The organism is Nocardiopsis metallicus (assembly GCF_014201115.1).
In the GTDB taxonomy this organism is placed as follows: Bacteria; Actinomycetota; Actinomycetes; order Streptosporangiales; family Streptosporangiaceae; genus Nocardiopsis; species Nocardiopsis metallicus.
In genome coordinates this window covers 5380110-5401766 of record NZ_JACHDO010000001.1, presented here as the reverse complement: position 1 = coordinate 5401766, position 21657 = coordinate 5380110, and the positions used below count along the sequence as shown (strand labels likewise).

Below are 21657 nucleotides of genomic sequence, written 5' to 3'. Positions count from 1 at the left end.
TCACCACAACCGTGCGGTGCCAGTCAACCCTCATCGCTGCAGGACCCACCCGTGAACACGCGTACACACCCGCACACACTCAGCGAAGAGCAGCTCGCGACCCCTGTTCGACCACTGGCCCGACCCCGCCCGACCCGACCCCGCCCGGGCCGGGGTCGCGGGCCATCGGATCAGTCGGTGCCGTGCCAGGAGCGCCACAGGGCGGCGTAGGCCCCGCCCGCCGAGATGAGCTCCTCGTGCGGGCCCAGCTCGGTGATCCGGCCGTCCGCGACCACGGCCACCCGGTCGGCGTCGTGCGCGGTGTGCAGGCGGTGCGCGATCGCGATCACCGTCCGCCCCTCCAGGACGACCGCCAGTGAACGCTCCGTGTGCCGGGCCGTCCGCGGGTCCAGCAGCGAGGTCGCCTCGTCCAGCACCACCGTGTGCGGGTCCAGCAGCACCACGCGGGCCAGCGCCACCTGCTGGGCCCGGGCCGGGTCCAGGGCCTGGCCGCCCGAACCCACTCGGGTGTCCAGGCCCTCGGGCAGTTCCCGCGCCCAGTCGGCGTCCACCGCGTCCAGGGCGCGCAGCAGGGTTTCGTCGGAGCCGTCATCGCCCGGGGCGGCGATGGCCAGGTTCTCCCGCAGGGTCCCGGTGAACACGTGGTGTTCCTGGTTGACCAGCACGATTCGCTCGCGCAGTACCTCCGGGGAGAGTTCGGCGACCGGGACCCCGCCCAGCAGCACCCGCCCCGAACCGGGGACGTCCGCCCCGGACAGCAGGCGGCCGATGGTGCTCTTGCCCGCGCCGGAGGGGCCCACCACCGCGAGCCGTTCCCCGGGGCGCACCTCCAGATCGACCCCGCGCAGCACGTCGTGCCCCGGAACGTAGGCGTAGCGGACCCCGGACAGCTCGATCCGGTCGTCCGCCGGTACCCGGCCCGGTTCGGCGGACTCCTCGGGCAGTTGCCGCACGCCCCGCAGCCGCGCGAACGAGGCGCCGGCCCGCTGGAGCTCCTCCAGCCGCTGGGTGATACCGATCATGGGGTCGACCAGCTGCTGTACGTACAGCAGACAGGTCACCAGCACACCGAGGCTGATCCCGCCGTTCATGTACAGCGTCCCGCCCACCAGCAGTGTGACGGAGACCGGCAGCACGAAGACCGACTCGGCCACCGGGAACAGCACGGTCCGCAGCCGAAGGGAGCCCCGGCGGGCCCGGTACAGCACGCCGACGTCCCGGTCGGTCACCCCGCGGCGGTCCTCCTGGATGCCCAGGCCCTCCACGGTGCGGCCGCCCTCGGCGGTGGCGGTGCTGCTCTCCAGCGCGGTGGAGAGCGCGGCACCCTCCGCGAGGTAGGTCTCGCGGGAACGCTTCAGGTACCAGTGCGCGGCGGGCCACATCAGCGGGAGCCCCAGAAGTGCGCACAGGCCCAGCAGCGGGTGGAACCAGGTGATCGCGACCACCAGCACCAGGGCCTGGAGCAGGGCCATGCTGATCTCCGGCAGTGCCCCGCGCAGGCTGGTGCCCACGGTCCCCACGTCGGCGGAGACGCGTGTGGTGAGGTCGCCGGTGCCCGAGCGCTCCACCACCCGGGTGGGCAGGGACAGCACCCGGCCGACGAAGTCCTCGCGCAGCCGCCGCAGCACGTGCTCGCCGAACCGGTAGACGGCGCGGCGCGCGTAGCGGGTCACCAGGAGCTGGACGCAGGCCGCGGCGACCACACCGGCGGCCAACAGGTCCACCGTGCCCGGGGTGGCGGTGCCGTCCTCCACCATGTTGATGATCCGGCCCAGCAGGTAGGGGCCGACCAGTCCGGCGCCGGTGGCCAGGCAGGTCAGCAGGACGACCCGGGTGACCCGTCGGCGCTCGGCGCCCAGCAGCTGGACGGTGTCGCGGCGCGCCTGGGCGCGGTCGGCGACCGGGAGCCGTTCACTCATGGGGGCTCTCCTCACCCGGGTCGCCGCGGAAGACCAGCGCCCGGTAGTCGGGGCGCTCGGCCAGCAGTTCGCCGTGGGTGCCGATCGCCGCCACCTTCCCGGCCACGAGCAGGACCACCCGGTCCGCCCGGTCCAGCAGCAGTGGCGAGGCGCCCGTGACCACGGTGGTGCGCCCGGCCCGTGCCTCGTGCAGCCGTTCGGCGATGGTGGACTCGGTGTGCGCGTCCACGGCGGAGGTGGGTTCGACCAGGAGCAGGATCTCGGGGTCGGCGAGCAGGGCCCGGGCCAGCCGGACCCTTTGGCGCTGGCCGCCGGAGAGGTTGCGGCCCTGGGGTTCGACCGCGGAGCCCAGGCCGTCGGGCATGGACGTGACCACGTCGTCGGCGCCCGCGATGTGCAGGGCGGAGTGGATTTCGGTGTCTTCGCTGGTTCCGTGCGGGTCCAGGACCTCGCGCAGGGAACCGGCGAACAGGTGGGCGTCGTTGTCGGAGACCAGGATCCGGTGGCGGACCTCGTCGAGCGCCAGGTCGCGCAGCGGTATCCCGCCCCAGCTGGTGTCGGAGGCGGTGTAGCGGCCCAGCCGGTCCACGACGTCGGCGGTGTGGTGGCTGTCCGCGCTGACCAGGGCGGTGGTCAGGCCCGGTGGGACGCGTACCCCGGAGTCCGGTTCGATGAGCTCCGAGCCCTCCTCCGGGCCGGGGCGGTCCCTGCCGCTGCCGGTGTCCGCGGGCCGGAGGGTGAGCAGGTCGAGCGCCCGGCGCACGGAGACCAGCCCCTCGATCATGCTGTTGGCCCCTTCGATGAGGAAGAACACCGGCAGGATGAGGATGGCCACGTAGGCGTAGACGGCGACGGCCTCGCCGACGGTGATCTGCCCGGTCACGGTGAGGCGGGCGGCCACCCAGGTGACCGCGCCGAGGAAGACCACCGGCAGGCAGGCGCTCACGGCGTGGAACCAGCTGGTGGTCTCACTGACCCGGTAGCCCTGCTTCAACAGTTCCCCGGACCGTTCCTCGTAGCGGCGGGCGAAGTGCGCCTTGCCGCCGATCCCGCACAGCACCCGCAGCCCGGACACGATGTCCGCGGCCAGTGCCGTCGTTTGCCCCTGGTGCTCGCGGTAGACGCTCTGCCGCCCGTGCAGCCGCCCCATCAGCGGGCCGATGACCACGGCGAGCACCGGCACGCCGAGCACGACGATCGCGGCGAGCGGCGGGGAGATGGTGAACAGCAGGACCGAGACGCCCGCGTAGGCGATGACCGCGCCCACCCCGGGGCCGGTCATGGTGAGGACGTTGGCGATTCTGAGGACGTCGCTGGCCTGCACGGTGGACAGCTCACCGGAGGAGACCCGGCGGGACAGGGAGGACCCCAGCACGGTGGAGTGCCGGGTGATCGCGCGCATGGTCCGGTGGGCGGCGTCCGTCCGGATCAGGGACATCGTCCGGTGCCGCAGGATCGACACTGCCGCGGTCGCCACGGCCACCGCGGCGGCGGCCCCGGCCCACAGGAGGAGGGCGCCGGGGTTCTCGGCGCGCAGGCCGTCGTCGATCGCGCGGGCGAGCACGTAGGGCGGGAACACCAGCCCGACCATCCACAGGGTGCTGTAGAAGGTGCCGCGCAGGACCCGCCAGGGCTGTTCGGCGATCAGCCACCACACGAAGCGCAGCGGGCCGCGCAGGTCGGGGTCGCCGACGGGGGGAAGGGCCGAGCGAGGGAGCGGGCGGGTTCCCCAGGGGCCGGGAACGCCCGTCGCGTCGAGCAAGTGAAACCTCCGTGCGGGTTGGCTCACGCTCATGTAACCAGGGCTTCGGAAGGTGTCTTCGGCGGGGTCTGTCCGAGAGGGATGAGTGTGGGCCATTGGTGTTATCGGCGCGCAGTGACTGTTTCGGAGCCAAGGTCCCTTATCCGACTAAGAGCAGCAAAATTCGCATCAGTGATGTTCGGCGATATAAGGGAGGGAATTCTTATAACGCATGCGTCACGAAAGGGGGGTTCGCTCATATATCGAGGAAAAACGCGCATCATAAATCCTTGATGGTCCAGCGGGCCCCGTGCCCCAGGAACGCGGAAAAGGAGAGGTGGCCACGGATGGCGGACACGGGCGGCAAGGACTGGAAACGCGTCTTGCTCCTGGGGTTCGCGGGCGTGCTCACCGTCGTCCTCGTCACGACCACCGTGGCCTTCTGGGACCAGTTCACCTGTGGCGGCCCCGGCAGCGGGGTCCGGGAGGTGGACGGCGAGTGCGTCGGCGTCACCGACGGCTCCTTTTCCTTCGGGCCCGAGTTCGAGGACATCCAAGAACGGATCAAGGCGGAGAACGACCGGGTCGCGGACTTGGCTGACCAGGAAAACCCCGTGGTCAGGGTGGCCTTTCTCGGTATTTTGACCTTCGGCGAGGTCAGCCCGATGGACCCCGAACGGATGCTCCGCTCACTGGAGGGCGCCTACACCGCCGTGCGGAGGGCCAACGAGACCCAGAACTTCGGTGACCAGTCCCCGCAGATCCAGCTGGTCCTGGCCAACGTGGGCAGCCGACAGGAGCAGTGGGAGCCGGTGGTGGAACAGCTCGTGGCCATGTCCGGCGACAAGGACCGGCCCCTGGTCGCCGTCACCGGCATGGGTGTGAGCGTCACCAGCACGCGTGACATCGCTGAGCGACTGAACGAGGAGAGCATCCCCATGATCTCCTCCGCCGTCACCGCCGACGGGTTGGCCCACGGGCCCGGGGGGATCAACGACGGCGGTGACGAGGAGAACCCGGCGCTGCCCGGCGTGATCCGGGTGGTGCCCAGCAACAACGAATACGTCAGGGCGCTCGGCGACTACCTCGACGCCGAACCCGATCCGGTCCGGGCACTCATCGTGTACGACAACGACACCGATGAACGCGACCTCTTCGTGGACACGCTCCGCCAGGCCTACGAGGAGCACCTCTCGGCCTACCTCGACGCCGACGACTACGAGCAGCCGTTCGAGGGGACCACGCTCGGCGACACCCCGAGCAAGGCGAAATTCAACATCATCGCCAGAAACGTGTGCAACACCGGGGTCAACACGGTCCTCTACGCCGGCCGCGCACCCGACCTGGACGTCTTCCTGGACAGCCTGGACTCCATCCCGTGCCGGCTCGACGAACCCCTGCGCGTGCTGTTCGTCGCCACCGGCCTCAGCGCCGCCAACAACGAGAAGACCATGGGGATCGCGGAGGCGAACGACATCAACCTCGTGTACGCGTCCGGGTTCGACACCCGCTGGGAGACGGCTCCCCCCGGCTCGGAGGCTGTTCCCGAGGGGTACGGGAAGTTCCGGAACGCCTACCTGCACTACCTTCCGGACGCCGAAGTCGAAGACCTTGTCAACGGTTACGCGCTGGCCAACCACGACGCCGTGGCGGTGGCCGCCAGCGCGGTGCGGATGACCAACGACGAGGAGGGGGCGGAGGGCCCCCCGACCCCCCGTGCGGTGCGGAGCATGTTGATGCTGCTCAACTCCGAGTATCCGGTCGAGGCCGGGGGCGGAACGCTCAGCTACAGATCGACCGGCGGCTCGGGTGAGGCGATCGGAAGATACGTCCCCATCGTCGAGCTCCCCCTGGGAGACAGCCGGGAACCGCTCCCGGATCCGTACGTCATCGGAGCGAACTGAGACCGCCCGCGGGTGACAGTCCGGTCGGCGGCAGGGTAGAACGGCACGAGCGCCCCACCCTGAAAAACGAGGAGCACCACCTCTTGACCGCCAACCCGTTCCTGTCACCCAGCGAACTCCCGTACCGGCTGCCCGACTTCGCGGCGGTCCGTGACGAGCACTACCTGCCCGCCTTCGAACAGGGCGTGGCCGAGCACCTCGCCGAGGTCGACGCGATCGTCCGCAACCCGGAGCCCGCGACCTTCGACAACACCATCGCCGCGCTGGAGCGCTCCGGCGCCACCCTCAAACGGGTCGAGGTCGTGCTGCACACCCTGACCGGCTCCGACGCCACCGACGGCATCCGTGAGATCGAGGAGAGGATCGTCCCCCTCGCCGCCCGGCACCGGGACGCGATCTCCCTCAAGCGCGAGCTGTGGGCCCGCGTCCAGCAGGTCACCACCGACGACCCCCAGGAGTCCTGGCTGCTGGAGCGGTACCGACTCGACTTCGTCAAGGCCGGTGCCGACCTCGGCGACCAGGAGCAGGAGCGGCTGCGCGAGCTCAACGCCCGGCTCGCCGAGCTCGGCACCGAGTTCTCCCGCAACGTCGTCAAGGCGACCAGTGAGAACGCCCTCGTCACCAATGCCGTTTAGTTAAGGGACAGGCTGAGCTGTCAACCCCGAACTCGCCCACCGTGGCGCCAGGGTGTAACGGCCTCGAGCGATCCGTTGCAGGAACCCTTCCTGGACCCACACGCCCATCTGCGTGGCCAGACTCCGGTAATGGGGATAACCCAAAGCCCGAGCCACCTCGATCGGGCTCCAACCTCGGTCTGGACCAGAACCCAACAGGCGCATCGTGCGCTCCTTGGACCCACCAGGGCGGATTCCAGGTGCCAGCGGTTGAGCTGCGGACTGTTTGGGGCCCACCACGGCCCCAGGCGCAGGGGCCAAGATCTCCAACTCCACTTTCTGCACCTGGTGGGTGGCGAGCGGCCGCTCGGGATCGGCGTAGCCGTAACGCAACTGAGGACACTTGACCTTGCGCGCGCTGATCCGAGCACGGCGGGCCGGGAGCAGGTTGTCCAACACCGCCTGAACGATGCTTCCGCCCCGGCCGGGATCGTCATCGTCGGGCAGCACCTGCTGGGCAGTGATGACCTGACATCGGGCGGTGTTCAGGGCAGTGGTGAACCCAGCCCGATCGGCGTGGGTGCCCGGCCGGGACTCCACCGCCTCGACCATGGCCATGCGCAGCGCTTGGTAGAGCGCCAACAGGGCCCACACCTCCTGCTCCAGGCCGACCGGGTCCTGGGAGCGCAACACGCGACGGTGCAGCAGGGTATGGCGCAGGGAGTAGAAGGCCGATTCGATCTCCCAGCGTTCGTGGTAGAGGGCCAGCAGCTGTGGGGCGGGGTCGGTGCGGTGGTCGAGCAGGGTGGTGGCCAGCCGGTACACGCCCCTGGCCTGCTGCCCGTCCTGGGTGGTGGCGGTGATGCGGGCTTCGATGACGCGGAGTTTGAGCCCGTCCAGGTGGGTGAGGTAGGAGCCGTCCGGTAGCAGGGTTTCCACCCGGGGGCGGCGGCGTGGGTGCAAACGGATCAGGAGTTGGGCTCCGGTGGTGGCGAGCTCGCCCAGGAAGGTGTTGCCTTGGTAGGCCTGGTCGGCCAGGACCAGCATCTGGGGGGTGAGCAGGCCCAGCAGGGGGCGGGCCTGGTCGGGTTCGCCGCTGGGGGCTCGGGTCAGGGTGGCTCCCAGCAGGGAGCGGGTGCCGGTCTCGCACAGGGTGGTGATCTGCAGGCGGGGGTAGCCTTCCACGCCTTGCTGGTAGTGGATTTTGCGGAGCCAGGTGAGGTTGCGTTCGCTGTCAGGGGCTTTGATCGAGTGGCAGGCGTCAAAGGCCACGGTGCGCCAGTGCCGGTAGCGGGTGCCGGGGGTCGCGGGTTGGGCCAAAGGAACCGCGAGGGTCTCGAAGAGGGTTTTGAACGGGCCGGCTCCCAAACGTCGGCGTAGGTGGCTGAGGGCGGATTGGCTGGGGCGGGGCACGGGTAGGCCGTGCAGGCCTGCGACGAGGGTGTCCCAGACGCGGGCGTATCCCAGGTGGGGGAACAGGGTGAGGGCGAGCACGAAGTAGACGCCGACCCGTGAGGGCAGGCGGCGTAGTCGTTGTTGCTGGGTGCGGGTGTGTTCCAGGGCGGCGTCGATGAGGTCGAAGGGGAGGTAGCGGGTGAGCTCGCCCAGGTGGCCGGGGGCGTAGATTCCAGCGGCCACGGTGATCGTGCGGGTGGCAGAGGTTGTGGTGGTGGCATACTGGTCGGGCAACGGGGCCTCCGGGCGCAGGTGGATCTTGGTCGATTTCCTGCTTCTATCGGAGGTCCCGTTCTTTGTGCTGGGTGGTTGCGGGTGGTGTTACAGGCTTGACATCTGGCCTGAAGCGCTAACTAAACGGCATTGCCCTCGTCACCGCTGACGCGGCCGACCTGGACGGTCTCGACGAGGCCCAGATCAGCGCCATCAAGCAGGGTGACGAGTACGTCCTGCCGCTGCTGAACACCACCGTGCAGCCCGCCCTGGCCCAGCTCACCAACCGGGCCGTCCGCGAGCGCCTGTACACCCTGAGCGCCGAACGCGCCCCGGAGAACCTGGAGATCGCCGCCCGCATGGCCGCGATCCGGGCGGAGCGTGCCCAGCTGCTGGGGTACCCCGACCACGCGGCGTACAAGGTCGCCGACCAGACCGCCAAGACCGTCGAGGCGGTCGAGGAGCGGCTCGCCCAGCTGGTCGGTCCGGCCCGCCGCAACGTGGAGAAGGAAGCCCGGGTACTGGCCGAGCACGCCGGGCACGACATCGAGCCGTGGGACTGGCCCTTCTACACCGAGCAGGTGCGCAACGCCCGCTACGACTTCGACGAGAGCGTGCTGCGGCCCTACTTCGAACTCGGCCGGGTGATCGAGGACGGCGTCTTCCACGCGGCGACCCTGCTGTACGGGGTCACCTTCGCCGAGCGCGCCGACCTCAGGGGCTACCACCCGGACATGCGCGTCTGGGAGGTGTTCGACGAGGACGGCACCGCTCTGGGCCTGTTCCTGCTGGACCCCTACGCCCGCCCGACCAAGCGCGGCGGCGCGTGGATGCACAACCTCGTCGACCAGTCGTTCCTGCTGGACGAGAAGCCGGTGGTGGTGAACAACCTGAACGTCACCAAACCGGTGTCCGGGCCCACGCTGCTCACCTTCGACGAGGTCGAGACGGCCTTCCACGAGTTCGGCCACGCCATCCACGGCCTGCTGTCGGCGGTGCGCTTCCCCCGGGTCGAGGGCACGAGCGTGCCCCGCGACTTCGTGGAGTTCCCCTCGCAGGTCAACGAGATGTGGGCGCTCTGGCCGGAGATCCTGTCCAACTACGCCAAGCACCACGAGACCGGTGAACCGGTGCCCGCCGACCTCGTGGAGCGGTTGACCGCCGCGAGCCAGTTCAACCAGGGCTTCGGCACCTTCGAGTACCTCGCGGCCGCGCTGCTGGACTGGTCCTGGCACCGCCTGGCCCCGGGTGAGACCGTCGAGGACCCCGCGTCCTTCGAGGCCCGGGCGCTGGAAGCGGTCGGCGCCCTGCACCCGCTGGTCCGCCCCCGCTACCGGAGCGCGTACTTCCAGCACATCTTCTCCGACGACGGCTACAGCGCGGGCTACTACTCCTACGTGTGGAGTGAGGTCCTGGACGCCGAGAGCGTCGAGTGGTTCAAGGAGAACGGCGGCCTCACCCGCGCGGGCGGCGACCGCTTCAGGGAGAAGGTGCTCTCCCGCGGCGGCAGCGTCGACCCGATGGAGGCCGTGACGGAGTTCCTGGGGCGTGAGCCCCGGATGGAACCCCTGCTCACCCGCAAGGGCCTGAACTAGGGCGCCCCCGGGCGCGGCGGTGCGGCCCGCCCCCGCAGCGGGCCGCACCCGCCGATCAGGTGTGCGGCCCGCTCTGGTTGCTGGAGGCCGCGTCCGAGGCGGGCCACACCAGGACCTCGTTGCCGTCCGGGTCCCGTACGCGCAGGGAGCCGGGCACGTCCTGGGGGCCTGCGGGGAGTCTCTCGACCCCGCTCTCGTCCACTCGTCGGCTGACGCCTTCGGGGTCCGAGCTGGCCAGGGTGATCCGGGCGCTGTTCCCGAAGAGCGAGGGCGTTTCCCCGCCGCTGTCCAGGAAGGCCAGCCAGCGGCTCAGGTACAGGGCGGGACCGTTCTGGCTGACCCGTGCGCCGAGGATGCCGGCGTAGAACTCGCGGGTCCGTTCGAGGTCCGCCACCTGGAGGGCGAGACGGCTGACGACCGCGGTCGGTTCCGGTGGCCGCCGCTCGGCTCGTTCGAGGGGCTCCCGGGTCTCGGTGGCTGCGGCCTCGCGTGCGGGCCTGTCGTGTGCGGGCTTCTCACGGCGGTCGACCATGACGTGCTGTCCGTCCCCGAGGACGAGCCGCACCCGCTCCACCTCCTGCTTCCCGGAACTCTCCAGGCGCTCCCGCTCCACCGCCGTCACCGTGCGGCCGTCCGCGAAGTCGTGCGGCCCCTCCGGGTCCGCCAGAGACTCCAACCATGTGCCACCGCTCGCGGCTGGCCCTGCCGGGGCCGGTGCCGCCGGGGGCCCCTCACCCGCGGCGGAACAGAGCCGCTCGGCCAGCGAAGCGATGTACGCGTGGTCCTGGAGCGCGGGTGACAGCTCCGTGAGCCACGGGGTACCGTGCACCGCCCCCAGGACGCCTCCGGTCATGGAGGCCAGGGTGTCCGTGTCCGCGTCAGCCAGGAAGGCGGGTTTGAGCAGGCCCGCCCGGGGTTTGACCGAGAACCGGTCCGCCAGGTAGCAGGCGGCTGCGGCGGTGACCGTCCCGGCCCCGTTCACCTTCGGGTCGAAGCAGCCCAGTGCCCGCATCGTCTCCTCGTCGTCCGCCAGGGCGGCCCGCTGCATGGAGTGCTGGGCCGTGTTCAGCAGGTCTGTCATCTCCCTGGCGGTGGACTCCCACGAACGGTGGAAGTCGAGGTCGCTGTGCTGGTGGAACGCGTCCAGCCAGGTCTTGGGGAGAACCTCGTGGGGGACGGTCGGATCCGCCCAGTCCGTCTGCTTCAGAAGCTCACCGACCAGGCCGCCGTACTCCAGGGGCGGGTGCAGCCGGAGCGTGTGCCGCACGGCCAGCGCATAGACGACCGCGCCCAGCAGCGCTCTCGTATGGCCGTGGGTCGTCACTCCGTCCAGGACCACCCTCGCGACGAGTTCGCGCGGGGACGGGTCCTCGGCGAGCAGGAGCGCGTGCGGGGCGATACGCATCGCCGCTCCGTTGGCTCCGGCCGCGAAGTACGCGTGCGCCGTCTTCGCGTCGGCCTCCCAGGGGGCCCTGCCCTTGGCCCACGAACGGCAGGCCCTGAGCACGGCCAGACCGCCTCCGCGCTGGTAGAGGGGCCAGACCGGCAGCTCCGTGCTGGTCAGCCAGGACCGCCAACCCTCTCCGCGCAGACAGGCCCGCGCGGTCGCGAGCAGCAGCTGTGTGTCGTCGCTGTACTCACCCGCGGCCACCGGGTCCCGGTAGCGGGAGAACCGGTGGCCGCCCCAGCGGTCCCAAGCACGGAACGCCCAGCGTGGCTCGGTGGAGCGGCTGCTCTTCCCGCCGACGATCCCGCTGCGCTGTTCCTGCGGCCAGCCCAGGGCGTCGCCCGCCGCGGCGCCCAGGAGCAGGCCGCGGCCGCGGTCCGTCAGGTCCAGCTGGGTTGGCTCCGTCATACGGTCTCTCCATCGGCTGAGGGTGCCCAGGGGATCAGCGGGATGTCGATCCCACCGTGGATCCTCCTACGCAACTCCTCCTTGTCAAACAGGTGGGGCGAGACGACCCAGGTGAAGGTGTCGGGGTCCAGGCCGAGCATGGTCAGCCGCGATCTCTCGGCCGTGGCTTGCTCCGCCGTACGGACCGCCACCGCCGAGATGTGCTCGACGGCGATCGGTCCCGGGACCAGAACCTCTGCCTGGAGGTCGGTGGTGGCTCCCGGCAGGTGGCGCGCCCCCCGCCGCCATGTGCCGACCTGGGCCGCGAAGCAGGAGGCGAGCCCCGCGCCCCCTGCCCGCAGGTGCGCTCCTCCGCCCGTGGCAGCGTTGTGGGGTGCGAAGAGCGTCCCGGGTCGGGTGACGAGGGAGATGTCGAGGAAGAGGCACACCCAGTCGCGGTAGTTGGTGAACGCGGGCTTGTTCCTGGCCTGGGCGAGATAGTAGCCGTTGGGGTACTCGAACGTGCAGCAGATCTTGTCCGGGTGCCCGTCGAAGCGCTCCCGGTCCGTGGGGGAGAAGCAGTCGGGAGACTTTTCCGCCAGATCCGCGCTGCTGCGGATCCTGCCGTCCTCGAGGATGAACGACAGGTTCACTGCCGGGGTGAAGTGGGCGAGCCGGGTGGCGCCACAGGCGCGCAGGGCATCTGGTACCGAGGGTTCGGAGCCGGGGGGTTCGGCTGTCGGGGGTGTGGGGGACGAGGTCACGGGCGGACCTCCGCGAACAGGTCGGGGGCGGAGGGCAGGAGCCGGGTGCGATCGCCGCTGTAGGTGATCACGAGATCGGATTTGGCTCTGGTGATCGCCACGTACAGCAGCTTCGCCTCGCGTGCCATGGCATCCTCCTCACCGAAGGAGTCCAGGGCCTTCTCGCTCGGCATGAGCGCGTCACCGCAGAAGGGGATGATCACCGAGTTGAATTCCAACCCCTTCGCCGAGTAGTAGGTGGACCGGTACACGCCGGGCGGCGCGTTCCATGAGTACGAGATCTGCTTGATGTTCTGGGACTCGAGCCCCTGGCAGACCCGTTCGGTCTCCTGCCAGGTGCGGCCGATGACGGCGACCGTCCCCTCGGAGCTGAGCCGAAGCGCGATCCGCCGAGCGATCTCGATCTCCTCCCGCTCGTCCGCGCACTTCACCAGGGTGGGTTTGGGGCCGGCGGCCTTCGGCGCGACGGGCTCGACGAGATCCTCGGATTCACCGAAGAAGGGCCCCGAACTCAGCGCGAGCGCCACCTTGGCGATAGCAGTGGAGTTCCGGTAGTTGTCCTGGAACTTCTCCACCCGCTTCACCTTGAGTCCGCACGATTTCCAGGACATCGCCTGCCCGTAGATCTGCTGCGCGTAGTCACCGAAGAAAGTCACCGAGCCGTCTGGAGAAACGGCGTCTGCGAGCGATCGGATTTCCTCTGGGGAGAGGTCCTGGCCTTCGTCGATGACGATGTGGCGATAGAACCTCTCCTGATCATCGTCCTGTAGCTGCTCGCGTACGGTGATGGCGATGTCGTCCCAGTCGAAATCGTATCCCCTTTCCGCGCGGAGTTCGCGGTAGTGTTCCAGGATCTCCCAGATGATCGGTCTGGAGTTCTCCGGGATCCGGGCCCTGATCCTGCGTTCGGCCTTGAGGTAGGCGCTCTCCTCCTGGAACCCCATACCGGTGATCCAGGAGAGCTCGTCCCCGAACCACGTCACCTCGCGCTCGAACAACCGGTGGCCCGGATGGTGCGCCGACACTGCCTTGATCGCCTGCTTCACAAGGCTTGTCCGCGTTCTGGACTTGACGATGTTCTGTCCCCGCATGAGGCCGCGGCTGTGCAGGTAGCCCCAGGCGAAGCGGCCGTAGGTGCGCACGTCCAGGTTCCCCGCCGCCCCCCGCGCCATGTCCTGCAGGTGCCCCGCGAGCGCCTTGGCGGAGGTGACCAGCAGTGTCCTTCCGGACCATCGCACACCAGGCTGGGAAAGGTGCTTTGCCCGGTAGATCGACATCACCGTCTTTCCGGTCCCCGCGCTGCCGAGAACCACCTGGTGGCCCTGTTCGGGAAGGTAGATGACCTTCCGCTGGTGTCCCGTGGGGCGGGGAAGGTTCACGAAAGTCTCCTCCAGGGCGCGGTGTTTATTGCACATATATTACCGGTGCGGAGTTTCGTGAATTAAGCCGGGTCGGGGGTATCAGGCCGTTTTTCGGGGCGACCGCACGCTATTTACCTGCGAAAACGCCGTGCAGCTCTGAGTTTCCGGGGTGCGCTGTTCCACTGCCCGAAAACACGAGCATGTGTATTCGGTTCTCGCATCCTTCCGTCGCCGATCACTCCGGATCCGGACGGGCCCCGGCGACCAGGGCCTCGCCGACGCTTGTGCGCGCGTACAGCACGTAGCGTCCGGTGCGGTGGGCGCTGACCAGCCCGGCCCGGCGCAGCGCGGTCAGGGCCTCCGAGACCGAGGCCTTCGACCTCCCGGTGCGCCTGGCCAGGTCCCCGTTGCTCGCGGGGGTGTCCACCTCCCAGAGCAGCAGGGCCCGGGTCCGGCCGAGCACCCCGGTGAGGGCATCGGACACGGTGGTCGTCCGCCGCTCCCAGAGGGTCCCCACCCCGCGGGCCGGGTAGCGCACGGTCGGCGGGGCCATCGGCGACAGGATGTGCCACACCCCCGGATGGACGAACACCGACGGGGTCAGGACCAGGCCCCGTCCGTCCAGGTCGCGCGGGCCGTCGACCAGCTTGCTTGGAACCCGGAGCGTGACGTCCCGCCAGCGGATCCTCGGGTCGAGGTCGGCGAACGCGTGCCCTACACCGCCCTCGGCCAGCCGTCGGGCGCGGTACAGCACCTCGCCCTCCAACAGGGAGAGCACCCGCGGCCAGTAGGGGGCCAGGGCCACCTCCCAGTACGCCTGGACCTCGTCGGCGAGTTGCCGCAACCCGTCCTCTGGGGCGGATACCAGCCGCTCCACCTGGGGTCCACGCGCGTCGGGTACCAGGTCCAGGGAGGCACGTACGAACTCCGCGGGCTGGGCGCGCACCGCCGCCAGCTCCAGCGGGAGATCGGGCATGGCGAGCGAGGGCACCGGGCACACCAGGGCGGGCACCATTCTCGCGCCCGGCCGCACCAGTTCGGCGAAGAGCGGCCATGCCTTCTCCTCTGCCCGGACCCGGGGGGCGACCTCCTCGATCCACGGCCGGTACACGGGGTCGGGGCAGGGCCGGGTCAGCTGCATGCGCGCGGCCACCACCTCCCACAGCGGGGAGACAGCGAACCGGCTGCCGGTGATCTCCTCGGTACTGAAGGTCAGTTCGATCATCACGCCTCCGGTTCGGCCATGTCCGAACTCATGGTGCCCCAGCCACCGGTGCGCACACCATGCCCGCATGACCACGACCAGTTCCGAATCCACCCCGGAATCCGCCTGCGGGCCGTTCGCCTCCGCCGGCTTCCGCCGCTTCTTCGCCGCCCGCACCATGGCCGACACGGGTACCGAGGTCGGCGCCCTGGCGATGCCGCTGCTCGCGGTGCTCACCCTGGACGCCACCCCTGGACAGGTGGGCCTGCTGGGCGCCCTCACCACCGCCGCCTACCTGATCATCGGTCTGCCCGCGGGGGTCTGGACCGACCGGTTCCGCCGCCGCCCGGTGATCGTCGTCAGCCAGTTCCTGCACGGCCTGATCCTGTTGTCGATCCCGCTCGCCTGGGCCCTGGGGGCCCTGACCCTCACCCAGCTCTACGTGTGCGCCCTGCTGGGCGGAGCGGCGGCGCTCTTCTCCCGCATCGCCCAGCAGGGTTTCCTGCCCGCCCTGGTCGGCCGGGACCGGCTCCTGCCCGCGAACGCCGCTCTCACCGGTCTGCAGTCCACCTCGATCCTGGTCGGGCGCGGCAGCGGCGGCTACCTGGTGCAGTTCCTGGGCGCCCCCGCCGTCCTGCTGCTCAACGGCCTCGCCCAATGCGCGTCGTCCCTGGTCACCGCCGCTGTCCGGGTCCAGGAGCCAGAACCGGAACGGAGCGAGCGCCGCCTTCTCGCCCAGATCCGGGAAGGGGCGCGGTACGTGTTCGGCCACGAGATCCTGCGACCGGTCGCCGCGTCCACCCTGATCGTCAACCTCGGCCTGAGCCCGCTGATCGTGCTGGCCCCGGTCCTGATCGTCACCGACCTCGGCCTGAGCGAAGGGCGCGCAGGGCTGTTCTTCATGGTCGGCGCGGTCGGGGTCCTCCTCGGCTCGATGGTCTCCACCCGCCTGGCCGTCCACCTCGGTACCGGGAGGACCCTGGTCCTGAGCTCATTGGTCACCGGGGTCGGCGCCCTGGCGGTGCCCTTCCTGACCACCGCCAACTTCTGGGCGGTCAGCGTGGTCTGGGCGCTCTCCCAGCTCGGGATCGGCACGCTCAACGTCGTCCAGGTGACCCTGCGCCAGCAGGTCACCCCGGACCGGATGATCGGCCGGATGACCGCGACCCTGCGGTTCCTGATGACCGGAGCCCTCACCATCGGAGCCCTGTACGCGGGCGCGGTGGCCGAGCTCTGGGACGTACGCGCCGCCCTCGCGGTGGGCGCCGCGGTCAGCCTGCTCGGCTGGATCCCCCTGGCCCTGTCCCGCCTGCGCGGCCCCGACCCACAGGGCGGCTACGGTTCGACCCGACCGGGGTGACCCGTCCCCGGCTCAGTTCCTCTCCGGCGCCTCGGGCTCGCCCAGCCCAGCGCGTTCCCTGGCCCGGCGGCCGACCCCCTCCACCGCACGGAGCGCGTCGCGCACGTCCCGGTGCGAGGGGGTGAACGGCAGGTTGTGGATGGTCTCCTCGGGGGTCATCGCGGCCTCGACCACCCGGTCCAACAGCGCGTCGTCGGCGTCGCCCAGACCCGCCTCGGTGAGCGTGGTGGGCAGGCCCGCCCGCGCGGTGAACTCGGCGAACTCCTCCACCTCGGCGGTGGCAGCGCCCTCCAGGAGCAACTGGGTGAGCGAGCCGATGTTGACCTTCTCGCCGTGGGCCAGGTGGTGGGTCTCGTCCACCGCGGTGAGGCCGTCGTGCACCGCGTGCGCGGCGGCCAGCCCGCCCGACTCGAAGCCCAGTCCGGACAGCAGGGTGGTGGCCTCCACCACCGCCTCCACGTCCGGGGTCACCAGGTCCCGTTCCACGGCGTCCAGCGCGGGCAGGGCGGACTCCCACAGGATGTCCCAGGAGAGTTGGGCCAGTGCGGTCCCGGCCCGGGTGGGGAGTCCGTTCACCATGTTCGGGGCGTCGGTGCCCCGCAGCGCGCGGGCCTCGATCCAGGTGGCCAGGGCGTCGCCGACCCCCGCCGCGAGGAACGCGGCGGGGGCCTGTGCCACCAGCTGGGTGTCGACCACCACCAGAGCGGGGTTGCGGTCGTAGAAACGGTAGGACTCGAAGGCGCCCTCCTCCGTGTAGACCACGGAGAGCGCGGAGGTGGGCGCGTCGGTGGAGGCCACCGTGGCGGCGCTCACCCAGGGCACCCCGGCGTTGTCGCCCGCGGCCTTGGCGGCGTCGATCGCCGCCCCGCCGCCCAGGCCCACGATCACGTCGTGGCCGTTCTCCTCGATGACCTCGCCGACCCGTTCGGACTCGGCCCTGGTGGGGACCCCACCGAACCGCTCGAAGGTCAGCGGCACACCGGCTTCCTTGAAGGAGCGCGTCAACGTGTCGTCGACCAGGTCCCGCACCACGTCGTCGGTGAGGACCAGGGGTTTGTAACCCAGTTTGCCGACCAGGGCGCCGAGCTGCTCCATCGCGCCCCGCCCCTGCACGTAGCGGTCGGGTGAGGCGAAGACGCGCAGGGACGGAGTGTTCGAGGCCATGGAAGTTCCCCCTGTGGTTGGTGGTTCCTCTCCCCGGCCTGACCACTGTCCCGCCCGCCCAAACGTCGGGTGGTCGAGGTTGCCCCGTTCTTTGCCTCACCCCTGACCGTCGCGGGCCTCCATGGCCTTCAGGAACTCGTGGGAGCGGCGCCGCGCGCCCGCGTTCAACGGTGCCGAGACCGCGGCCGCCACCACCAGCAGGACGCACATCACCGCGAAGGAGGAGACGGAGAAAGCAGGGGCGGCGTCCAGGTGCATCCGCACCGCCACCCCCGCGGACACCGCTGCGAACAGAAGGAACAGCGGGACGGTGAGCCAGGCTCCGCTGCGTGAGGCCAGGATCTGCTCGGCCTGCGCGCGGGCGGTCTCGTTGGTGGCGGGGTCCTCGCCCGGGCGGCCCAGGAGCAGGAGTTCGTAGGCCCGCACCGCCTGGTCGGGGTCGGTTCCGGCCGGGAAGCGCCCGGCCACAGCCCCGGAGCGGTTCTGGCACGGGAAAGAGTGGCCCAGGAGGAGGCCGAAGCCCGTGCCCAGGGCCAGACCGAGCAGGGCCGCCTCCCCAACCGAGGCGCGGCCCGTGCCTGCCGCGTGCGCGGCCATCGCGGTCCCGAAGAAGAGCCCGGCGAACACCCCCTGTTAGAAGGCGAATCGTCCGGGGCGGCGGAGACCGTGGAGCAGCACGCGCGCGTGGAGGTCGCGTGGGGGAGGCAAGCGCTCGTTCATGCCGACCACCTACCCCTGAGGCCGCCTCCGAAAGACCACCGGGACCGGCCACGGTGAAAGGGCCCCGCCACGTGGGGCGGGAACTCCTTCTCGTCGGCGGAGGATAGGGGATTTGGGCCCGTGAAGGGGTTGGCCCCTCATCGCATCAGCGGTTCCCTGTGTGGCGGAAACAGGCTGTGGCAGCTGGATCACCTGCTGACCGGGCGACCCCGCGATGATCTGGGTACAGGCTTCGGCAGTCTGTTCAACACCGGGCACGAACCATCACAGGACGGCAGATCCTGAGAGGACGATCTCGGCTCGTCCACCGATCCAGATCTTGCCCCGGTCACTGCTGACACGAATGCGGCCCCGTCGTTCCAGTGAGGTTTTCTCAGCGAAGATCATTTCCACTGCCTGTTGAGGACAAGAGCCGCACGGGCGATGTCTCCGATCCGGCTCGGGCTAAGCGTGACGTACTTCAGCGTCCGCCAGCGCTCCTTGAGTTCGGCGGCGGTGCGCTCACCGAGCGCACGCACGTGCCGCAACAGCGCGTTATACATCCGTGTGTCCACGTGCAGAGCCCCTTCGCCCTGGCCCGTAGGGCGCTTGATGGGGGTGTGCACGCCGATACCGGCGCCTTGGTAGCCCTTGTCAGCCAGGGTGGGCAGGCCCTCGGCCGCTGCCTTGTACAGGGCGGGCAGGGCGTGGAGGCGGGCGGCGGTGATGTCGGGGGTGGATCCGGGCTCGACTGCGGAGACCCACAGCGGGGTGCCGTCCGGTGCGGATAGGAACTGGATGTTGCCGCCGAAGGCCTTGTGTTTTTGGCTGAACCACAGGTCGTTGCCGTTCTCGCGGACGCCCGCGAGGCGGTCGGAGGCGATCAGCGTGCCGTCCAAGACTACGCGCGCTATCCCTTCGTTGTGGCAATTGGCCAAGACTTCGTGCAGGTCGGGGGCCTGGCCGGCGAGGACGTCGATGCCTTCGTGTAGGTAGCGGTAGCTGGTGGCCTGGGAGATTCCGGCGTCACGGGCCAGGCAGTGCACACAGCCGCGCTCACGGAACCAGCGCAGCACCAGCACCGCTTGGCGGAACGGCCCGAGTGCCCGTGAGCCCTTCGGAGTGGCGATGCTTCGGCGGTGGGCGGCCAGGTGTCGGGCGAGGAACTCGACGATGTGGCGTGGGACGTCGAGGGTGGCAGAATAGGTGACCAACGTGAAGCCTCTGGTGGTTACGGACATGATCTTGTGGTGAGACCTGTCCTACCAGGGGCTTTACGTCTGCTCGCATCCAGGTGCCACTCGTCCGGCCCGGCGGGGATCCGAAAATCACCCTGCTCCGCAGAGATCATTTCGCTGAGAAAACCTCAGTGAAGGAGTACGGCGCGACAGTCCCCCGGATTCCGTCGACAGCGGTGACCCTGGGAGGTGTGCGTGCGCGCGGTGCGTGCTGAGCGGCCACATAAAGAAACCTGGGGCCTTCCGCAGTGCGGAAAGCCCCAGTTCAGAGCGCGGAGGATATGGGATTTGAACCCATGAAGGGGTTGCCCCCTAACCGCATTAGCAGCGCGATGGTTCAATATTGCATCCTGTTTTCAGGTGCCCTGTGGTGCCATTTGATAAGGCCAGGAGGGATTCACCGTGTCATGATGCGATGCCCTGTGAACCCTCGTTCCGGAAGGTTTGTGCCAGGCTCGTGCCAGGAACTCTGGCCAAGGTATCTGCTTGATTTGTACCAAGCAGATGAAGCTACCACGAGAAGCCCAACAGGGCATCGAGCCAAAGCCCGCTGCTGTCGAAGGTCGCTACGACTGGTTCACAGCCCTTGCCTACGCCAAGCTCCATGGTCACCCAACCAACCGTCCCCACCTCATCAAGGCCGGGACTCGGGCGGGGGCGCTCATGCGCGCACGAGGGGAGCAGCCGGTTCCCTGCCAGGACGCCGGGTTTGGGTCAGTTGACACCTATCCTGCGGACGTGCTCGACCGAGCTTTCAGGGAGATCAACTGATGATCGGGTACCAGAAACAGCAGTAGTTCTTCGTTAACTCGTGTCAGGTAGGTGCTGCTGGGGGAACGGTCTATGGTGCGTGCCACATGAGTAGATCCAGCCCAGCAGCACCCCTTGGAGCTATTTCGTAGCGGGTGTCTTGGGTGCTCCAAACCAGCATCTTGTTCCTCGTCGCTCCCAAATTCTTCATCGAAAAACGGAGTCGGACTCCACGGGTGTTCGTGGCGATGCGAATTCGTGCCTCGGAGTGCTCAGCGCAGGTGTCGGCGGACTTCGGCGGCGAACTGGGGTACGCCGGTTCGCTCCAGCAGGGCGAGCACTCCGGGAACGGTCGTCGGTTCGCGGCGGTAGGAGGCAGCCTGTTTCTCCAGAACGCCGAGCGTCAGTCCCGGGTAGAGGTCGAGTTGATCGAGAAGGAAGTCGTCCGGGTGCACGGCCAGGACGTCGTAGGGGTTGAGCGCCGTGTCCGGGAAGTCCTTCGTGTTGAAGGTAACGATGACCTCGGCGTTTGCTCGGACGGCGCCAGCGAGGACGTGCCGGTCCTTGGGGTCGTTCTTCATGCCGTCGATCAGTGTCTCGTAGCCGTGCACCGTCGCGTCGGGGAAGGCGCGGTTCATCTGGGTGATCCTGCGTTCGACCTTGTCCGCTGCGATGCCCCGCTTGGCGACGTTGCGGCTGAGCTCGTCAAGCACGTCGGCAGACCACAGGGGGCGGTACGCTCCGGCGGCCGCGAGCCGTAGGAGGGTGTCGCACAGGTACGCGGGATAGAGCACACAGGTGTCGAGAAAGGCGGGAAAAGCCACTGCCTGCCACTCTCACCTGGTGTTTTCAGGGGTGGAGGTCACGTCGTACAGGCCCGTTTCCTCGGCATCGACCGCCAACTGGTCCAGGACCTGCTCCCGCTCCTGCCGGGTGCGCTCCTGGTAGTCCAGGACATCGCGGAGGAGTACCCGACGATGCCGCCCCCGCATGCTGAAGGGGATCTCGCCCTCGCTCAGGAGCCTGACCAGGGTGGGGCGGGAAATACTGAGTAGATCAGCCGCCTCCTGCGTGGTCAGCATGGTGTTGTGCGGAGCGATGGAGATCGCCAACCCCTGGGAAAGCGCTGCCACGACGTCCCGCAGGACTCCGTAGAGTTCCTCGGGGACATCGATTTTCGAGCCGTCCGGGCCGATGAGCCGCGCGCGTGGTCGGCGGTCGTCGGTCAGGTCACGAGCGAGTCTGGTCAGCTCGGACCGGTCGTCGGGTGGAAGGACCGTTCGTTCCCGCAGTGTCATCGCCATAGCGCCATTCTACCTTAATCGAAAAAAACGAAACCCTGTTCCATCGCTGGCTTGCCCTGGGTCGGGCTTGGGCCGGTTTGGTGCGAGTCTGGTGCGCCTTGGCCCAGTTCGGTACACGACTGACGTGTGCGGATGGAAGACCTCGTGGGGGCGATATGGGCTGTGGCGTCGCCAGCAGGTGAGGGCTCCCGGCAAGGCGGGTCATCTGATCCCGCCTGTCCAGGCCTCAATCGGACCCTGGCCGCACAGTTGACGGCAGGTCCAGGTGAATTCTTCGTCGAGGATCGCTGGAGCGTCTTCATCGGGATCCGGGAACTCGCCGTCGTAGTCGATCGAGCGCATACCGGGGGAAGGTCCGGAGGAGGTGGTCGAACGGACTGTCGGGAACCGTGGCCTGATCGTTCTCGTCGACTTCGGGTTCTGCGTGCTCCCGAGTCACGGTTCCGATGCGGGAAGGGATCCATGGCCCGTTCGAATCCCGTCCGACAATGCGCACATGCGGCTGGTGGGGGTTTGGGCCTCCGTCTTTGGTGGGGTC

General features: G+C 69.2%; 15 protein-coding genes and 2 pseudogenes. 4 read left to right on the top strand and 13 right to left on the bottom strand.

Translation table 11 applies throughout. The features are described 5' to 3' along the window. Nucleotides 1-170: 170 nt before the first annotated feature. Both HNR07_RS23635 and HNR07_RS23630 read right to left on the bottom strand, forming a co-directional pair. Nucleotides 171-1919: an ABC transporter ATP-binding protein gene (locus tag HNR07_RS23635; protein ID WP_184366844.1), complete on the bottom strand. Its 1749-nt coding sequence runs from the start codon at nucleotides 1917-1919 to the stop codon at nucleotides 171-173. Next, a complete protein-coding gene (locus HNR07_RS23630) occupies nucleotides 1912-3714 on the bottom strand; it encodes an ABC transporter ATP-binding protein (protein ID WP_376769939.1) in 1803 nt (600 codons plus the stop codon). The genes HNR07_RS23635 and HNR07_RS23630 overlap by 8 nt, the downstream gene beginning before the upstream one ends. A 293-nt stretch (nucleotides 3715-4007) precedes the next feature. On the opposite strand from HNR07_RS23630, the gene HNR07_RS23625 reads away from it, so the two are divergent. Together HNR07_RS23625 and HNR07_RS23620 are read left to right on the top strand one after the other, a co-directional pair. Then, nucleotides 4008-5564: an ABC transporter substrate-binding protein gene (locus HNR07_RS23625; RefSeq protein ID WP_184366842.1), complete on the top strand. Its 1557-nt coding sequence runs from the start codon at nucleotides 4008-4010 to the stop codon at nucleotides 5562-5564. Nucleotides 5565-5647: 83 nt separating this feature from the next. Continuing rightward, a pseudogene (locus HNR07_RS23620) lies at nucleotides 5648-6196 on the top strand (M3 family metallopeptidase); the annotation flags it as partial. A 3-nt stretch (nucleotides 6197-6199) separates the two neighbouring features. Here HNR07_RS23620 and HNR07_RS23615 read toward each other — a convergent pair. Next, entirely contained in the window at nucleotides 6200-7867 is a 1668-nt protein-coding gene (locus HNR07_RS23615; RefSeq protein WP_184360216.1) for an IS4 family transposase, read from the bottom strand. A 131-nt stretch (nucleotides 7868-7998) separates the two neighbouring features. On the opposite strand from HNR07_RS23615, the pseudogene HNR07_RS23610 reads away from it, so the two are divergent. Further along, a pseudogene (locus HNR07_RS23610) lies at nucleotides 7999-9441 on the top strand (M3 family metallopeptidase); the annotation flags it as partial. Between the two features lie 55 nt (nucleotides 9442-9496). Here HNR07_RS23610 and HNR07_RS23605 read toward each other — a convergent pair. The 4 genes from HNR07_RS23605 to HNR07_RS23590 form a co-directional block, all read right to left on the bottom strand. Further along, nucleotides 9497-11296 carry an ADP-ribosylglycohydrolase family protein gene (locus HNR07_RS23605; protein WP_184366841.1) on the bottom strand — a complete coding sequence of 600 codons (1800 nt, stop codon included), beginning with the start codon at nucleotides 11294-11296 and terminating at the stop codon, nucleotides 9497-9499. Further along, the gene (locus tag HNR07_RS23600) at nucleotides 11293-12039 is read right to left on the bottom strand and encodes a DarT ssDNA thymidine ADP-ribosyltransferase family protein (RefSeq protein WP_184366840.1); all 747 of its coding nucleotides are present in this window, start codon (nucleotides 12037-12039) and stop codon (nucleotides 11293-11295) included. The genes HNR07_RS23605 and HNR07_RS23600 overlap by 4 nt, the downstream gene beginning before the upstream one ends. Continuing rightward, entirely contained in the window at nucleotides 12036-13418 is a 1383-nt protein-coding gene (locus HNR07_RS23595) for a 3'-5' exonuclease (RefSeq protein ID WP_312893957.1), read from the bottom strand. The genes HNR07_RS23600 and HNR07_RS23595 overlap by 4 nt, the downstream gene beginning before the upstream one ends. A 217-nt stretch (nucleotides 13419-13635) precedes the next feature. Then, nucleotides 13636-14625, bottom strand: coding sequence for a winged helix DNA-binding protein (locus tag HNR07_RS23590; protein WP_184366838.1), 990 nt, complete (start codon nucleotides 14623-14625; stop codon nucleotides 13636-13638). A 67-nt stretch (nucleotides 14626-14692) separates the two neighbouring features. On the opposite strand from HNR07_RS23590, the gene HNR07_RS23585 reads away from it, so the two are divergent. Beyond that, a complete protein-coding gene (locus tag HNR07_RS23585; RefSeq protein WP_184366837.1) occupies nucleotides 14693-15964 on the top strand; it encodes an MFS transporter in 1272 nt (423 codons plus the stop codon). Nucleotides 15965-15976: 12 nt separating this feature from the next. Here HNR07_RS23585 and HNR07_RS23580 read toward each other — a convergent pair whose 3' ends face one another. The 6 genes from HNR07_RS23580 to HNR07_RS35140 all read right to left on the bottom strand — a co-directional run bounded on the left by HNR07_RS23580 (nucleotide 15977) and on the right by HNR07_RS35140 (nucleotide 21461). Further along, the gene (locus HNR07_RS23580) at nucleotides 15977-17128 is read right to left on the bottom strand and encodes a glycerol dehydrogenase (protein ID WP_184366836.1); all 1152 of its coding nucleotides are present in this window, start codon (nucleotides 17126-17128) and stop codon (nucleotides 15977-15979) included. A gap of 96 nt (nucleotides 17129-17224) precedes the next feature. After that, entirely contained in the window at nucleotides 17225-17755 is a 531-nt protein-coding gene (locus HNR07_RS23575) for a hypothetical protein (protein ID WP_184366835.1), read from the bottom strand. Between the two features lie 476 nt (nucleotides 17756-18231). Further along, a complete protein-coding gene (locus tag HNR07_RS23570) occupies nucleotides 18232-19041 on the bottom strand; it encodes a transposase family protein (protein ID WP_184371353.1) in 810 nt (269 codons plus the stop codon). Nucleotides 19042-20087: 1046 nt separating this feature from the next. Next, nucleotides 20088-20639 carry a PIN domain-containing protein gene (locus tag HNR07_RS23565; RefSeq protein WP_184366834.1) on the bottom strand — a complete coding sequence of 184 codons (552 nt, stop codon included), beginning with the start codon at nucleotides 20637-20639 and terminating at the stop codon, nucleotides 20088-20090. Nucleotides 20640-20651: 12 nt separating this feature from the next. Then, on the bottom strand, nucleotides 20652-21119 hold the full coding sequence (locus HNR07_RS23560) for a helix-turn-helix domain-containing protein (RefSeq protein WP_184366833.1): 468 nt from the start codon (nucleotides 21117-21119) through the stop codon (nucleotides 20652-20654). Between the two features lie 201 nt (nucleotides 21120-21320). Further along, nucleotides 21321-21461 carry a hypothetical protein gene (locus HNR07_RS35140; RefSeq protein WP_246420467.1) on the bottom strand — a complete coding sequence of 47 codons (141 nt, stop codon included), beginning with the start codon at nucleotides 21459-21461 and terminating at the stop codon, nucleotides 21321-21323. Between the last annotated feature and the right edge of the window lie 196 nt (nucleotides 21462-21657).

Excerpts from the sequence above, each read along its gene's own strand:
- HNR07_RS23580 (WP_184366836.1), bottom strand. The coding sequence starts at position 17,128 with ATGGCCTCGAACACTCCGTCCCTGCGCGTCTTCGCCTCACCCGACCGC.
- HNR07_RS23590 (WP_184366838.1), bottom strand. The coding sequence starts at position 14,625 with ATGATCGAACTGACCTTCAGTACCGAGGAGATCACCGGCAGCCGGTTC.
- HNR07_RS23560 (WP_184366833.1), bottom strand. The coding sequence starts at position 21,119 with ATGGCGATGACACTGCGGGAACGAACGGTCCTTCCACCCGACGACCGG.
- HNR07_RS35140 (WP_246420467.1), bottom strand. The coding sequence starts at position 21,461 with ATGCGCTCGATCGACTACGACGGCGAGTTCCCGGATCCCGATGAAGAC.
- HNR07_RS23630 (WP_376769939.1), bottom strand. The coding sequence starts at position 3,714 with ATGAGCGTGAGCCAACCCGCACGGAGGTTTCACTTGCTCGACGCGACG.
- HNR07_RS23625 (WP_184366842.1), top strand. The coding sequence starts at position 4,008 with ATGGCGGACACGGGCGGCAAGGACTGGAAACGCGTCTTGCTCCTGGGG.
- HNR07_RS23605 (WP_184366841.1), bottom strand. The coding sequence starts at position 11,296 with ATGACGGAGCCAACCCAGCTGGACCTGACGGACCGCGGCCGCGGCCTG.
- HNR07_RS23635 (WP_184366844.1), bottom strand. The coding sequence starts at position 1,919 with ATGAGTGAACGGCTCCCGGTCGCCGACCGCGCCCAGGCGCGCCGCGAC.
- HNR07_RS23585 (WP_184366837.1), top strand. The coding sequence starts at position 14,693 with ATGACCACGACCAGTTCCGAATCCACCCCGGAATCCGCCTGCGGGCCG.